The following is a 13017-nucleotide window of genomic DNA, read 5'->3' on the forward strand; positions in this document are numbered from 1 at the left end:
AGAGCCGGCTGGTCGAAGGCCGCGGCACGAGCGGCAAGCGCGTCGATCTTGCACGCGCCATCCAGCAGCGAGTACTCGGAATGGACGTGCAGATGCACGCCCGCTCCTGATCTGGGTTGGGTCAACGAATCACCATTGGTTGTTCTGCAGGCATGAAGCCATGCCACCTCATCGGTGGTCAAACAACCGTCGTCACGCCATGAACAACTGTCAGTTGTGAACTATGATGGGCCAGTGGATCTAGACGCCGTGCGTACTGCGGTCGCCGTAGCCGAGACCGGCCAGTTCCAGAAGGCCGCGCTCAAGCTGTCGATCACGCAGCAAGCCGTTTCGAAGCGGATCGCCTCGCTGGAACGAGATCTCGGCGGCGTCCGCCTCTTCACGCGCACCGCACGGGCGGTGGAGCTCACGATCGATGGGCAGGCTTTCATGCCGCACGCCCGTCATCTGCTGGAGGCCGAAGCGAGAGCGGCCGCTTCGGTTCGACCGAGCAGCCGTGCTCTGCGCATCGACGTGATCAACCCGCGGATTGGGCCCGGGCTCTTGGTTCAGGACTTCCATCGCACCCATCCCGAGATCGACCTCGACATCGTGATGCTCTTCGACGCCGAGACTGCGATCGCGGGCGTGCACTCTGGTGCGATCGACGCGACCTTTCGAGCCGTCTCCATTCCGCTTCCTCACGGGATCGACGCCAGCCGCGTTCTTGATGATCCGCTGCAACTTCTCACCGGTCCCGCCCACGAGTTGGCCGCCGCCGAATCGGTCGCCATGGCCGACCTGGCCGGCCACCGGATCTGGATGCCGGCGATCGTCTCGGGCACCGAATGGGCCGCGTACTACGAAGCGCTCGCGGCGGCGTTCGGGCTCACGATCGATCCGATCGGGCCGAATTTCGGCACCGACGTCCTCCTCGAGATGATCGCGGACGCACCAGCGCTCGCCACGTTCGTCGGCGAGCAGATGCGGCTCGCCTGGCCGTCTCACTACGACCTGCGCCGTATTCCGCTGCGCGATCCGACCCCGGTGTACCCGCATTCGCTCATCTGGCGGAGCGACAACAAACATCCAGGGCTCGCCGCCCTCCGGGAGCACGTTTTCGCCGCACCGAGCCATGACATCGAAGGCGATCTCTGGATGCCGAGCTGGGCCGAAACCGTCAGGACCGGAGCTCGATCAGGGGTGTAAATCGGGGGATTGAGTCCCGTCGTCCCCGCCTTTTACGCCCCGGTTCTCCGGTCGGTGTTTCGGGGATTTCCTGGGAAGAGTCGTCGCACGATCCACGCGAGCAGCCCGGCGCCTGCAACGCCGGACGAGACGTTGCCCACCGACGGTTCGCCGATGATGGCGGCGGCAGTGCAGGCCAGCACGATCGCGACGACGACCGCCAGTACAAAAGCACGCATTCGCAGCTCCTGCCTCACGCGTGCCAGCTCGAGTTCGGCGAGCCGTTCATCCGCACCGCGAACGGATGGCGATGCGCTACGCGGCCGGGTCATCGCTGTCCTTCACTAATTGGTGGATCGTGTAGCCGACCTCGTCGTCTTCCTCGCCGCTGTCCAAGTCGATCGGCTCCAGCCGAAGGCGCCAGCGCAGCTGGGAGATCACCTCATTTGCAACCTCGAACGCCTCTCCTACGGTTTCGGTCGCCACGCCACAGCGAACGTGAACGCTTCTGTCGTCACTGGGGTGCGGCTCCAGCTCCAAGCTGATCGGCAGTGACGCCAAGGCCTCAACGGCGAAACCGAAGTTCGCGCGAATCCGCTCGAACGGCTGGTCGTCCTCTCGGACGAACCGTATGGTCGCCTCGAAGCGCATGCGGTCCTCGCGGCCGAAGGCGGCGTGCCGGAGTCCCTCGGCCGTAAGGCGCCTATCGCGGATAACCCCCATACGCCGGCAACGCTCGAGTTGCTCTCGCAGGGCCTCGACCCCATCCAAGAGTCGAACTGAGAATTGCAAGGAGTCCAGGGCCCCGCCCGGGAGCACGCGACGCGCCAGTTCCAATGCCCACGCCTTGGCGTCCGCGATCTCCGCGAAGACGGCATCGGTCGCCAGGGGATGGAACTTGCTCGGAAGCAGCTCGAACACCTTTTCCCAAGCGAGCGGATGGGACCACTCGCTCTGCCCATTTCTCGCAGCTTCGTCGTCCCGAAAGCACTCGAGGAACCACGGCATGGAGCGTCGTTCGCGGCGACTGCTTCGCTCCGGAATACGGAGTACCAGTACCGTTCGACCAGGACCGTTCCCCTGGAGGTGGGCACGCTGGCCGGCTCGCCAGCGTGTCGCTCTGAACAGGTCGGGGAGATCGGCTTCGCGTCTCGCTGTCTCCTTCCACCGTATCTCGGCGCCGGTCTGAGCGCGCGGCGACTCGCCGGGCTCGTCGGTCAAGGTCCAGCTCGGCTCCTCATCGCCAGTGGTGCGCGGTGCAGGGTCGCCTGCGTCTGGATGCCACGGTGCCCACAGGGACGCGCGCCGCGGGACCCCGGTCGGCACGAGATGCTCGAGTGACAGGTGCTCCATCTCGGGCAGGTCCTCGTACGCCCATTCCGGATCGAGGATGACTTCGAAAGCGTCCAGCAGCTCCGTCTCCGCTTCCTTGTACGCCGCCTCGTTCAGCGAGTCTCCCCGTATCTCCAGCGCCGTCTGCGCTTCCAGCAAGATGAGATGTGCGGCGATCTGCTCCGCGTAGCTGGAGAGTTCGTGACGGGTTGGCTGGCCGAGCTTCCATCCGACCAAGAACAGCGTGTCGCTGACGTCGTCGACGAGCCCGTCCTCGATCAGGTCGTGAGCGTCAGGAGGGAGATATTCCTTGAGTGTCTCTTTGGGTTCGCCATCGTGGAAAAAGTCCACTACAACGATGGCAGCGTGACGCAGCGCCTCCTGCGCCGCTGGATGCTTGATCCCGTACGCAGATGCGTATGCAGTGGGGCGGAGCACCGAGCCCGACGAAACGCGCACCCCATCCGGATACTCGCCGGTAATCGGTCCAGTGCGACCGTTAGTAGGCACAAAGCCGAACAGGGCATGGCGGCCGAGCCAGCCTGTGACACAGACGGCAGAACGACCGTTGGCGTCTTCGTCCTCTCCGTCGTCCGGAACGAAGACCAGCTCACAGCCGCTGTGCTCGATATCCCATTCCGCGAGATGCGCTTCGACGGCCCCCAAAGCTCTGATCGCCTCGAACGAGGGGTCACGAAGCGGCTCCGTCCGCCATGACCCGTCGGGATCGATATGGAATCCGGGCAGCTCGCGCTCGCGCCGCTCCGCGCGGTAGATACGTTGCGGTCGCTCTCCCTGTTTCAAGGCATGGTGAAGCCGGCCGGAGCCATAGACCTTTGCCCATGCCTCCATCTCGGCGCGATAGCGATCGCGTTCGGCCGCAGCTTCGTCCAGCGCCTGAGCGCGGCGACCGCGTGACGACTCTGCAAGCGATGAAGTGACCTCGCGGTATCTGGCGAGGAAGTCCTCCCAAGCAGCGACCAGCGCAGATGCATTGGGGTCGGCGCAGACTGCGACTCGGCTTCCGAGACGAGCAGCGAGCTCGGGAACGTGGGCTCGTGACGGTCTCGTCCCGGCGACTGTCAGGCGTCCGTCGGGAAACGACTTCCCAGGGGGAGCCGACCAGCCGATCACCTCGGTCAGATCCGCAAGGGCCGATTCGTGCTCTCTCGCCTCGTCGGGGGTGATCACGGCGACCTCCAGCAAGACATCCCCGCCGCGCTCGCGCTGATAGGGGATCGCGTAACCGCCGACAGGCACTTCCCGCGCAAACGCGTCGGTGCGCATCCAAATTTCCTCGGACGCGTCTAGCGTCCGGCCGAAGCTAGCTGTCCATGGCGGCCGCGGACCCCGCGACGACCGAGAACACGATTCTAAACATCGGGTGGACAGATCGCAATCGCGACACGCGCCGACCGCCCGGCGCTCAGGGCGACGGGTGTCTCAATCGCCAAAATAGAGGTGTCTGGAGGCCTCACGCCGGCGGGAACGACTGCAGGAGAACTGCGCGATCGGGAGGACAGCACCAGCCGTGCTGCTTCGCGTACTCAGTCGATGAGCCGAACGCGATAACGATCGGCAGCGTTGCGGGCCAATGGTCCGTCGAGCGTCCACAGGTCCGCCGAGAGCTGGTCGGCGAGCGCCAGGTAGGCGGCGTCGTAGGCAGAATGACGTCGCAGCTCGACCGCCGTGTCGATGATCTTCGTGCCGGCGGCGGGCGGATGGAACGTCACGCCGAGGTCGGCGACGATCTCGAGTGCTTCGGCCACGTCTTCGGTGGAGAGGAAGTCGCGGACGCGAGCGCGGGTGAGGGCGCTTGCGATCTCGTACTGGGCAAGGATCGGAGCATGAAGCGCCGAGCCGTCGCGTTCCCATCGTTCGAACAGGTCGCTGACCGTCGCGGCGTGCGGCTCACGGAGGACCAGCGCGAGCGCCATGCTCGCGTCGATGACGATGTCCGTCATCTACTAAGCGCGCTGCTCGAGCTCGCCACGTGACTCGCGAACCAGCGCGGCAGCGTCGACGACCTTGGTTTGGCGGGCGCGGAGGGCCGCGGCGCGCTGCAACAGCGACACCGGCTGCTTCGGTCGGGCGGGCGAGTCGCCCTCGACCGCAAGCAGAGCGCGCTCTGCTTGCTCCTCGCTCCAATGCGGTGCGCGCTCCAGCAGCTTCTCCTTGGCCGTCATGCAACGGATGCTACCGCTGCTCCTGCCACCGGCTACGCGGTTCGCGGCGATCCGCCGCGCCTACGGCTGGGTCTCAATGCGAGGTGTAATTCGTGGGTTTGCCCCGCGTCGCTCCCGCCTCTCGCACTGGATGATCCCATCGGGTGCCGAGAGGCTTGCGGTCTTCGTCCGACCGTACCGCTGGTGCGCCAGCGATCCGCCGCGAGAGAGGTGTGGTGGTCCTGAGTCTCGGATCGCGCGTGGGTCCCTCGCAGGGACGTCGGCCTCGGCCGGGCCGCGGCTCCGGTCACCTTGCGAGCACGCCGGCCTCGATCGCCGGCGCCGCGTAGGCGGCGGCGAGTGTCGCGACCGTCTCGTGGGCGTTGAGCCCGCTTGGGTTCGGAACGACCCACAGCGCCGCGCCGGACCAGCGGGCGATGCTGTCGGGCGTCTCCGGCTGCCGGCCGGGCGTGGCGCCGCGCACGCCGAACGCATGGCGATAGGCGGTGATGCCGGCGATCGCGACGACGGCCGGGCGGTGCTCGGCGACGAACCGCAGCAGCCGTTCGCTGCCCTCGCGCAGCTCCGCCGGCGACAACTCGTCTGCGCGTGCCGTCGCCCGGCGCACGAGGTTCGTGATCCCGATCCCGCGCGCCACCAGCTGCGTGCGGTCGGCGTCGGTCATTCCCGCTACGCGGTCGATCTCGCCGTCGATGATGCCCGCCGCGGCGAGCGCGGGGTAGAAGCGGTTGCCGGGATGGGCGAAGTGGGTTCTGACCGCCGCGGTCCACAGTCCGGGATTGATGCCGACGAACAGCAGCCTCAGTCCTGGACCGATGAGGTCGTCGACCTCCTGATCTCGGAACGCCTCCAGCTCCATACGAGTGAACCCCATGCCGCCATCCTGCCCGAGCGGCGCGCCGACCGTCGTCCGCTCGGTCCGGCGCGGGTGGCCGGTTTCGGTCTGCCTAGACGATGCGGTCGTCGCGGTGGCGCTGCAGCCCGTCGGCCAGACGGGCGGTGACGTCCGTCATGTCCATGTCGACACCGTCGCGCTCGACGCGGCCGACGCCGTCCGCGATGTCGCAGCCGCGCAGCATGGCATTGGGCCCGATCAGGCTGTGGGCGCCGACCGCCAGCGGATGCGTGCTCGTCGCGCGGATGGTCGCGTCCTCGCGGACGATGACCCGTTCGCCGAGGGTCACCTGCCCGTCCGCGGCGGTCAGGACCGCGCCGAACGCGATGTCGCAGCCGGGCCGACGACGACGTCGCCGCACAGCACCGCGGTCGGCGCGACACGCGCCGTCGGGTCGACGGAGGGAACCTTGCCCTGATGCTCGATCAGCATGGAGACGCTCCTTCTTCCGACTGGAATCGCATGCTGTCCGGACCGGCGATTCGCAAAGCCGCGTCGCAGACCCCCGGGCGGTCCCGCAGCAGGCGATGTGAACCTACGCCTTCCTCGCCTCGATCAGCACGCGCGAGGAGTGCGCGACGAACGCGCCGTCGGCTTCGATCCGCTCGTGCAGCGCGCGCAGCCGGTCGCGGTAGCGCTCGACGCTGAAGCCGGGAACCCACCAGACGAGCTTTCGCAGCAGGTAGACGGCCGCGCCGACGTCGAGGATCTCGATCCGCAACCGCTCGACGCGCTGGTCGACGACGGTCAGGCCGGCGGCCTCCGCGGCCCTCCGCTCGTCGCGTGGGTCGCGCCTGCGGCGTGCCTCCGGCTGCGGACCGAGGAAGTGCTCGATCAGCTCGAACCCGCTCGCGGGACCGACGTGCTGGGCGAGGTAGGTGCCGCCCGGCCGCAGCACCCGCGCGATCTCGGCCCACCAGATCGTCGCCGGATGGCGGCTGACGACCAGGTCGAAGGCCGCGTCGGCGAACGGCAGCGGCGGCTCGTCCGGGTCAGCGACCACGACGACCCCGCGCGGATGCAGCAGCGCGGTCGCCTTCGCGACGTTCGGCGGCCACGACTCGGTCGCCGCCATCGTCGCCGGCAGCCGCTCGACGCCGGCGAGCACTTCGCCGCCGCCGGTCTGGATGTCGAGCGCCGCGCCGACCGCCGCGAGCCGCTGGGCGATCAGGCGTTGGTAACCCCACGACGGACGCTGCTCGGTTGCGCGCCCGTCGAGCCAGGCGAAGTCCCACCCCTCGACCGGCGCCGCCTCGCCTTCGGCGATCAGCTGCTCGAACGTTCTCCGTGCCATGGCGCGCCGGCAGTCATAGCACGCTCCTCTGCACCAGAAGCCGGTCGGGCTGTTCCCACGATGTAGGTTGGGCAGATGGCACTCAGGATGGACAACGTCGGCATCGTCGTCGAGGACCTTGGAGCGGCGATCGAGTTCTTCCGCGAGCTCGGCCTCGAGCTCGAAGGGCGGGCGATGGTGGAAGGGGAGTGGGCGGGGCGCGTCACCGGCCTCGGCGACCAGCGCGTCGAGATCGCCATGATGCGGACGCCGGACGGTCACGGACGGCTCGAGCTGTCGCGCTTTCTCGCACCGCGTATCGTCGCCGATCACCGTAACGCCCCAGTGAATTCGCTGGGTTACCTCCGCGTCATGTTCGCGGTGGACGACATCGACGAGACGCTCGCTCGGCTCCGCAGGCACGGCGCGCAGCTCGTCGGCAGCGACGTCGTCCAGTACGAGGACATGTATCGGCTCTGCTACGTCCGCGGGCCCGAAGGCCTGCTCATCGGGCTCGCGCAAGAGCTCCGATCAGGCAAGGACCGATGAGTTGACGCGCGCCCGGCGGTCTTCTCAGACATGACGAACGCGACGCTGTTCTACGCCACGCAGGTTTCGCTCGACGGCTACATGGAGGCGCCGGGCCATGACATCGGCTGGACCGAGCCCGACGCCGAGCTCCACGCCTACATGAACGAGATGGAGAGATCGGCGCAGCTGAGCCTCTTCGGCCGCAGGCTCTACGAGCTGATGGAGTCGTTCTGGCCGAGCGCCGACGAGGCCCCCGGCGCCCCCGACGAGGTCGTCGAGTTCGCGCGCATCTGGCGTGAGACGCCGAAGGTCGTCTTCTCCAGCACGCTGGAGCGCGTCACCGGCAACGCCCGCCTCGTCAGAGGCGATGCGGCCGAGGAGGTCGCCAAGATCAAGCGGGAGACCAAGGGCACGATCAACGTGGGCGGCGCGCACCTCGCCGCGTCGCTGCTGCGCGCCGGCCTGCTCGACGAGCTGGAGGCGATCGTCTACCCCGTCGTGCTCGGCGCCGGCACGCCGCTGCTGCCCGAGCTGACCGACCGGGTCAAGCTGCGGCACGTCGCCACGCGCACGTTCGAGTCGGGCGTCGTCAGCGTGCGCTACCGCGTCGACGGCCGCTGACGTCGCCGAGCGTGCCGTCCGCCGCAGTGTCGAACCCGCCCAAGGAGGACCTCTGATGCGCAGCGTGATCTACTCGATGAACGTCTCGCTCGACGGATACATCGTCGGCCCGGACGGCAGCTTCGCCTGGACGACGCCCAAGGAGGAGGTCTTTCGCTTTCACACCGACCAGGTGCGCGGGCTGGCCGCGCACGTGCTGGGCCGTCGGCTGTACGAGACGATGCTCTATTGGGAGACGACCGACCAGAACCCGTCGCTCGACTTCGACACCGTCGAATGGGCTTCGCTCTGGAAGTCCCTTCCGAAGGTCGTCTTCTCGAAGACCCTGTCGGAGGTCGAGGGCAATGCCCGGCTCGCCTCCGGCAGCCTCGTCGAGGAGATCGAGCGGTTGCGTGCCGAGCCGGGAGACGGCGACATCGCGATCGGCGGCGCCACGCTCGCCGGCGAGGCCGCCGAGCTGGGGCTGGTCGACGAGTTCCGCGCCATCGTCCTTCCCGTGCTGGTCGGCGGCGGCATCCCGTTCCACCCGCAGCGCGAGCGCCGCGTCGATCTCGAGCTGATCGAGTCGCGGACCCTTGGCTCGCAGGCCGTCTACGTCCGCTATCGCGTCGCGCGGTAGGGGCACGGGCGACGCCCGCGGCGGCGGCACGAAGCGACAGCGCCCGTGCAGGTGGAGCTCGTCCGTCGCCGCGGCGGTAGCGTGCTGCCCGATGGGGGAGCGGCAGGCGTACCTCGACAACATCAAGGTGCTGCTCGTCTGCGGCGTGATCGCGCTGCACGCGGCGATCACCTACGGCTTCCCGGGTGCGTGGTACCTCGAGTCCCACGACGAGCTGCCGGAGGCTGTGGTCGCACCGCTCACGGTCGTGCTGGTGATCGGCTCGCTGTTCGGGCTCGGGCTCTTCTTCCTGATCGCCGGCAAGCTGACCGGGCCGTCGCTCGACCGCCGCGGACCGGCCGGCTTCGCGCGCGAGCGGCTGCTGCGGCTGGGCCTTCCGATCGTCGCGTACACGCTCTGCGTCAGCCCGTTCATGGAGTACGTCGACCACCTCGAGAACGAGGGAGGCAGCGGTCCGCTGCTGCCGTTCCTCGGGGAGCAGGTGTGGAAGCTCGCGCCCGGGCCGACGTGGTTCCTGGAGGCGCTGCTGGCGTTCTCGCTCGCCTACGCGCTGCTGCGGTGGCTGCGGCGCGACCGCGGCATGCCCGCGCCCGCGCCGGCAACCGCACCCGCGCCGAGCCGGCTGCGCGGCCGGACGGTGATCGCCGTCGTCGTCGCGATCTCGGTCTGCTCGTTCCTCGTGCGGCTGGCGTTCCCGCTCGGGACGCAGCAGGCGTACGTGCAGCTCGCCGCCTTCCCGCAGTACGTCGCGCTGTTCGCGCTCGGCGTCGCGGCCGGCCGGCGCGGCTGGTTGGAGACGCTCGCGCCGTCGCTCGTACGGCGCTGCGCCGTCGCCGCGGCGATCGCCGCGCTGGCGGTGCCGCTGGCGCTCGTCGCCGGCGGGTTCTTCGAGAGCGACGCGGCGGAGGACCGCTTCATGGGCGGCTGGCACTGGCAGGCCGCGGCCGCCGCGCTGAGCGAGGGCGTGCTCTCGACGTGCGTGTCGCTGTTGGCGGTCGACCAGTTCCGACGACGCTGGAACGCGCTGACGCCGCTGACGCGCCGGATGGCCCCAGCGGCCTACGGCGCGTTCGTCGTCCACCCGCCGGTGCTCGTGCTGCTCGCGCTGGCGATCGCACCGCTGTCGCCGCCGGTGGTCGTCACGTTCCTCGTCGTGCTCGTCGGCGGCGTCGCGGGCTCGTTCGGCCTCGCGGCGCTCGCCGCGCGCGCGGCGCCGATCGCGCGGGTGACCGGATCGGGCGGGCGCGGCAGCGTCGCTGCCGCGCCGCGGTGACCGCGCCCTGCCGCGCCGCGCGACGAACGGCTGTGCCGCCGGCGCGTGCGCCTGCTCAGGCGGGCTGCTCCGGCATGGCGTCCATGTCGACGTAGACGACCTCGAAGTGGTGGCCGTCGGGGTCGGCGAAGCCGCGGTTGTAGAGCCAGCCGAAGTCGGTCGGATCCTTCGTCGGCGAGCCGCCGGACCGCAGCGCGGTGTCGGTGATCCGGTCGACCTCGTCGCGGGACTCGACCCCGAGCGCGCTGATGACGCCGCCGCTGTCGGGCACGTCCTGGTTCGTGAAGGAGCGGAACTTGTCGTGGGGCGCGAGCTGGAGCGCGATCGTCTCCGAGACCACGACGTATGCCGAGGTCTCGTCCGTGAACTGCGGGTTGAGCGGGAAGCCGAGCGCTTGGTAGAACGCCTTGCTCGCCGCGATGTCGGTGACGGGCAGGTTCACGAAGATGTGCGTGACGGACATGGGTTCTCCTGGGCGGGTGCCGTTGACCTGACACCCCGAGTCAAGAGGAACCCCAGGCAGGAGTCTTGTACAGAAGCGACAGCGGCACATCGGTCGTCTGACGCTGCAGCTGCGTGGCCGTCCGGCCGATGAACCGGGTCAGGGAGCGGGCCATGTGCGGCTGGTCGTAGTACCCGACCCGGTGCACGACGTCGAGCGCGTCGACCCCGGCCTGGAGCAACGTCGCGGCCTGCCGAGCGCGTTCGATCTGCCGGATCGCTCCCTGCGTGAGCCCGGTCGCCGCGGCGACGCGGCGCTGCACCGACCGCGCCGTCAGGCCGTGGTCGTCTGCGCCGGCGGCGACCTCGGACACGATCCGATCGCGGCGCAGGAGCCCCGCCCGCGCGAGCTTGCCGACGAAGTCCTCGGCCGACTCGAACCTCGGCAGCTCCCAGACCTCCCCGGCCATCGCGACGCGCCGGGCCGAGGCCTCCACCGCCACCGCGGAGTCGACCAGGCGACCGACCGGCAGGTGCGGCATCGCCGTGCCGTGGGCGAACACGATGCCGAGCGTCGCCTCCACCTCGGGAAGCTCGACGAGGGTCGTGCGCGTCTCGGGGCCTCGGATGACGACCAGGACCTCCCCGCGGACCCGCGCCACGACCAGCTCCCAGTTCGAGTTGGCCACCGAGAGCATCTGCGTCGCGTCGGCTCCTTCGGAGCGCCACACCCGTTCGACGAGGATCGAGTCCGACGACCGGTCGATCACGTTCAAGCTGGCCACAGTGGAAGTCTCGCTCACCGACGCCGTCGGCGTCGCCTCACCGGCGGACGGGGTGGGGTCTGTCGAGGAGGACGATGCCGCGAACCATTCGTGGCTGCGCCGACCCAGCAGCAGGGCGCTGGCTGTCGACGCCGCTCGCGGCGCCCGGGCGCGGTGGTCGCGCCGTACACTCGGTCCGGAATCCAGATGGCCACCGAGCTTGACACGGTCGAGGACCTGGTCACGGCGGGCAACGCGGCGCTTGCGCGGGCCGACTGGGGGAGGGCGCGCCGCTGCTTCGAGTCGGCGTTGGGCCGCGAGCAGTCCGTCGCGGCATGGGAGGGGCTGAGCTGGGCGACCTCGTGGCTGGGCGACACCGACGCCTCGCTCGACGCGCGCGAGCGGGCGTTCCGCGCCTATCGCGCCGCTGCCGACGTCGGCGGCGCGGTGCGGATGGCAGGATGGCTGGCCAACGACGCACTGCATTTCCGCGGCGACCAGGCAGTCGCCGCCGGCTGGCTGGAGCGATGCCGGTCGCTGCTCGCCGGGCGGCCGCCCTCCGCGGACCACGGCTGGTTCCTCGTCGTCGACGGCTATTACGCGCTCGAGGTCGACGCCGATCCCGAGACGGCCGCGTCGCGGGGCGCCGAGGCAGCGGCGCTCGGCGCGCAGCTGCGCGTCCCCGACCTGGAGGCGCTCGGCATCGCGATCGACGGGGCGGCGCGGGTCGTCCAGGGTCGGGTCGAGACGGGCCTGCGGAGGCTCGACGAGGCCGCCGCCGTCTGCGCCGGCGAGGAGTTCGAGCTGCCGATCTCCCCGGCATGGACGCTGTGCATCATGATCGCGGTCTGCGAGCGGCTCGGCGACTTCGCGCGCGTCGCCCAGTGGTGCGAGGCGATGCGGTCGATCGGCGACCGGCTGAGCGGCCGCCACCTGATCGGCGTCTGCCGCAGCGCCTACGGGCAGGTGCTGGCATGCCGCGGCGAGTGGCCGGCCGCCGAGGCCGAGCTCGTCGCCGCGCTCGCCGACCTGGAGGCGACGCGCCCCGGGATGGCGCCCGACGGCCTCGCGCGCCTCGGCGAGCTGCGCGCCCGCCAGGGACGGGTCGAGGAGGCGCGGGCGCTGTTCGAGCGCGCCCTGCCACACCGGCCCGCGCTCATCGGACTCGGCGTGCTCGCGCTCGAGGAGGGCGACGCCGTCGGCGCCGCCGACATCGCCGAGCGGACGCTGCGGCGCATCGGCGAAGCCGCCCCGATCGACCGCGTTCCCGCGCTCGAGCTGCTCGCGCGCGCCCGCGCCGCGCTGGGCGACTTCGAGCGGGCCGGCGCGGCCTCCGCCGAGCTGGCGCAGCTGGTCGAGCGGCTCGGCACGCCGTACCTGCGCGGCCGCGCCCGCCTCGTCGCCGGGGAGGTCGCCGAGCTGCGCGGCGACCACGAGCAGGCGCGGCGCGGCCTGGAGGACGCGCTCGACCTGTTCGGCGAGTCCGCGGCGCCGTACGAAGCGGCCCTCGCGCGGCTCGCGCTCGCGCGGGCGCTCGTCTCGCTCGGGCGCGCGGACGCGGCCGACGCGGAGGCCCGCGCCGCGCGCGCGGCGTTGGAGCGGCTCGGGGCGATCCGCGACGCGAGGCGCTCCGGCGCCGGAGCGCACGGCTCCGACGCGCCCGGGCTCGGCGAGCTCACGGTGCGGGAGCGCGAGGTGCTCGGACTCGTCGCCCAGGGGTTGAACGACGCCGAGATCGCCGAGCGGCTGGTCGTCAGCCCGCACACCGTCCACCGCCACGTGGCGAACGTGCGCACGAAGCTGCGGCTGCACTCGCGCGCCGCCGCCGTCGCCTACGCCACCCGCGAAGGGCTGCTCTGAGCGGCGGCCTTGCCGGTTCCGGCCATCCGCTGCGGATGGCCGGAACGGCTGAAGC

General features: G+C 70.2%; 17 protein-coding genes. 6 read left to right on the forward strand and 11 right to left on the reverse strand.

Features of this window, described 5'->3' with window-relative positions; genetic code table 11:
- Window positions 1-125 (reverse strand): PHP domain-containing protein (locus tag BDZ31_RS26285; RefSeq protein ID WP_425492751.1); only part of this gene is annotated, 125 nt, incomplete at its 3' end.
- Between the two features lie 109 nt (window positions 126-234).
- On the opposite strand from BDZ31_RS26285, the gene BDZ31_RS23365 reads away from it, so the two are divergent.
- Entirely contained in the window at window positions 235-1188 is a 954-nt protein-coding gene (locus tag BDZ31_RS23365; RefSeq protein WP_183345717.1) for a LysR substrate-binding domain-containing protein, read from the forward strand.
- A 32-nt stretch (window positions 1189-1220) separates the two neighbouring features.
- Here BDZ31_RS23365 and BDZ31_RS23370 read toward each other — a convergent pair whose 3' ends face one another.
- The 8 genes from BDZ31_RS23370 to BDZ31_RS23400 form a co-directional block, all read right to left on the reverse strand.
- A complete protein-coding gene (locus tag BDZ31_RS23370) occupies window positions 1221-1499 on the reverse strand; it encodes a hypothetical protein (RefSeq protein WP_183345719.1) in 279 nt (92 codons plus the stop codon).
- On the reverse strand, window positions 1483-3786 hold the full coding sequence (locus BDZ31_RS23375; protein ID WP_183345721.1) for a hypothetical protein: 2304 nt from the start codon (window positions 3784-3786) through the stop codon (window positions 1483-1485). Before BDZ31_RS23375 ends, BDZ31_RS23370 begins: the two co-directional genes overlap by 17 nt.
- A 260-nt stretch (window positions 3787-4046) precedes the next feature.
- The gene (locus tag BDZ31_RS23380) at window positions 4047-4463 is read right to left on the reverse strand and encodes a type II toxin-antitoxin system VapC family toxin (protein ID WP_183345722.1); all 417 of its coding nucleotides are present in this window, start codon (window positions 4461-4463) and stop codon (window positions 4047-4049) included.
- Window positions 4464-4466: 3 nt separating this feature from the next.
- Window positions 4467-4685, reverse strand: a complete 219-nt coding sequence (locus BDZ31_RS23385; protein WP_183345724.1) for a hypothetical protein — start codon at window positions 4683-4685, stop codon at window positions 4467-4469.
- 286 nt (window positions 4686-4971) lie between these two features.
- Entirely contained in the window at window positions 4972-5559 is a 588-nt protein-coding gene (locus tag BDZ31_RS23390) for a mismatch-specific DNA-glycosylase (protein WP_183345726.1), read from the reverse strand.
- Between the two features lie 73 nt (window positions 5560-5632).
- Window positions 5633-5869 (reverse strand): LbetaH domain-containing protein, encoded by a 237-nt coding sequence (locus BDZ31_RS23395; RefSeq protein WP_183345728.1) that lies wholly within the window; start codon window positions 5867-5869, stop codon window positions 5633-5635.
- A gap of 17 nt (window positions 5870-5886) precedes the next feature.
- Window positions 5887-6012 carry a hypothetical protein gene (locus tag BDZ31_RS25680; RefSeq protein ID WP_281381812.1) on the reverse strand — a complete coding sequence of 42 codons (126 nt, stop codon included), beginning with the start codon at window positions 6010-6012 and terminating at the stop codon, window positions 5887-5889.
- 103 nt (window positions 6013-6115) lie between these two features.
- Entirely contained in the window at window positions 6116-6874 is a 759-nt protein-coding gene (locus BDZ31_RS23400; RefSeq protein ID WP_183345729.1) for a class I SAM-dependent methyltransferase, read from the reverse strand.
- 75 nt (window positions 6875-6949) lie between these two features.
- Between BDZ31_RS23400 and BDZ31_RS23405 the strand changes: the two genes are divergently transcribed.
- From BDZ31_RS23405 to BDZ31_RS23420, 4 genes are all read left to right on the forward strand, one after another.
- Window positions 6950-7402, forward strand: coding sequence for a VOC family protein (locus BDZ31_RS23405; RefSeq protein WP_183345730.1), 453 nt, complete (start codon window positions 6950-6952; stop codon window positions 7400-7402).
- 30 nt (window positions 7403-7432) lie between these two features.
- Entirely contained in the window at window positions 7433-8005 is a 573-nt protein-coding gene (locus BDZ31_RS23410; RefSeq protein WP_183345731.1) for a dihydrofolate reductase family protein, read from the forward strand.
- Window positions 8006-8060: 55 nt separating this feature from the next.
- Window positions 8061-8624, forward strand: a complete 564-nt coding sequence (locus tag BDZ31_RS23415) for a dihydrofolate reductase family protein (RefSeq protein ID WP_183345732.1) — start codon at window positions 8061-8063, stop codon at window positions 8622-8624.
- Between the two features lie 91 nt (window positions 8625-8715).
- Window positions 8716-9897 (forward strand): acyltransferase family protein, encoded by a 1182-nt coding sequence (locus BDZ31_RS23420; RefSeq protein ID WP_183345733.1) that lies wholly within the window; start codon window positions 8716-8718, stop codon window positions 9895-9897.
- A 55-nt stretch (window positions 9898-9952) separates the two neighbouring features.
- On the opposite strand, the gene BDZ31_RS23425 is transcribed toward BDZ31_RS23420, so the two are convergent.
- On the reverse strand, window positions 9953-10360 hold the full coding sequence (locus tag BDZ31_RS23425; protein WP_183345734.1) for a VOC family protein: 408 nt from the start codon (window positions 10358-10360) through the stop codon (window positions 9953-9955).
- 40 nt (window positions 10361-10400) lie between these two features.
- On the reverse strand, window positions 10401-11108 hold the full coding sequence (locus BDZ31_RS23430; RefSeq protein ID WP_343075683.1) for an AraC family transcriptional regulator: 708 nt from the start codon (window positions 11106-11108) through the stop codon (window positions 10401-10403).
- Window positions 11109-11309: 201 nt separating this feature from the next.
- Here BDZ31_RS23430 and BDZ31_RS23435 point away from each other — a divergent pair, with 201 nt between their 5' ends.
- Window positions 11310-12962 (forward strand): helix-turn-helix domain-containing protein, encoded by a 1653-nt coding sequence (locus tag BDZ31_RS23435; protein WP_183345735.1) that lies wholly within the window; start codon window positions 11310-11312, stop codon window positions 12960-12962.
- Window positions 12963-13017 lie beyond the last annotated feature (55 nt).

Origin of the sequence: Conexibacter arvalis (assembly GCF_014199525.1) — a bacterium.
GTDB classification, from domain to species: Bacteria; Actinomycetota; Thermoleophilia; order Solirubrobacterales; family Solirubrobacteraceae; genus Conexibacter; species Conexibacter arvalis.

Bases quoted from the DNA above. Each gene is read 5' to 3' on its own strand.
- BDZ31_RS23370 (WP_183345719.1), bottom strand. From the start codon at position 1,499: ATGACCCGGCCGCGTAGCGCATCGCCATCCGTTCGCGGTGCGGATGAA.
- BDZ31_RS23420 (WP_183345733.1), top strand. From the start codon at position 8,716: ATGGGGGAGCGGCAGGCGTACCTCGACAACATCAAGGTGCTGCTCGTC.
- BDZ31_RS23400 (WP_183345729.1), bottom strand. From the start codon at position 6,874: ATGGCACGGAGAACGTTCGAGCAGCTGATCGCCGAAGGCGAGGCGGCG.
- BDZ31_RS23410 (WP_183345731.1), top strand. From the start codon at position 7,433: ATGACGAACGCGACGCTGTTCTACGCCACGCAGGTTTCGCTCGACGGC.
- BDZ31_RS23380 (WP_183345722.1), bottom strand. From the start codon at position 4,463: ATGACGGACATCGTCATCGACGCGAGCATGGCGCTCGCGCTGGTCCTC.
- BDZ31_RS23385 (WP_183345724.1), bottom strand. From the start codon at position 4,685: ATGACGGCCAAGGAGAAGCTGCTGGAGCGCGCACCGCATTGGAGCGAG.
- BDZ31_RS23435 (WP_183345735.1), top strand. From the start codon at position 11,310: ATGGCCACCGAGCTTGACACGGTCGAGGACCTGGTCACGGCGGGCAAC.
- BDZ31_RS25680 (WP_281381812.1), bottom strand. From the start codon at position 6,012: ATGCTGATCGAGCATCAGGGCAAGGTTCCCTCCGTCGACCCGACGGCG.
- BDZ31_RS23405 (WP_183345730.1), top strand. From the start codon at position 6,950: ATGGCACTCAGGATGGACAACGTCGGCATCGTCGTCGAGGACCTTGGA.
- BDZ31_RS23375 (WP_183345721.1), bottom strand. From the start codon at position 3,786: ATGCGCACCGACGCGTTTGCGCGGGAAGTGCCTGTCGGCGGTTACGCG.
- BDZ31_RS23425 (WP_183345734.1), bottom strand. From the start codon at position 10,360: ATGTCCGTCACGCACATCTTCGTGAACCTGCCCGTCACCGACATCGCG.
- BDZ31_RS23390 (WP_183345726.1), bottom strand. From the start codon at position 5,559: ATGGGGTTCACTCGTATGGAGCTGGAGGCGTTCCGAGATCAGGAGGTC.
- BDZ31_RS23415 (WP_183345732.1), top strand. From the start codon at position 8,061: ATGCGCAGCGTGATCTACTCGATGAACGTCTCGCTCGACGGATACATC.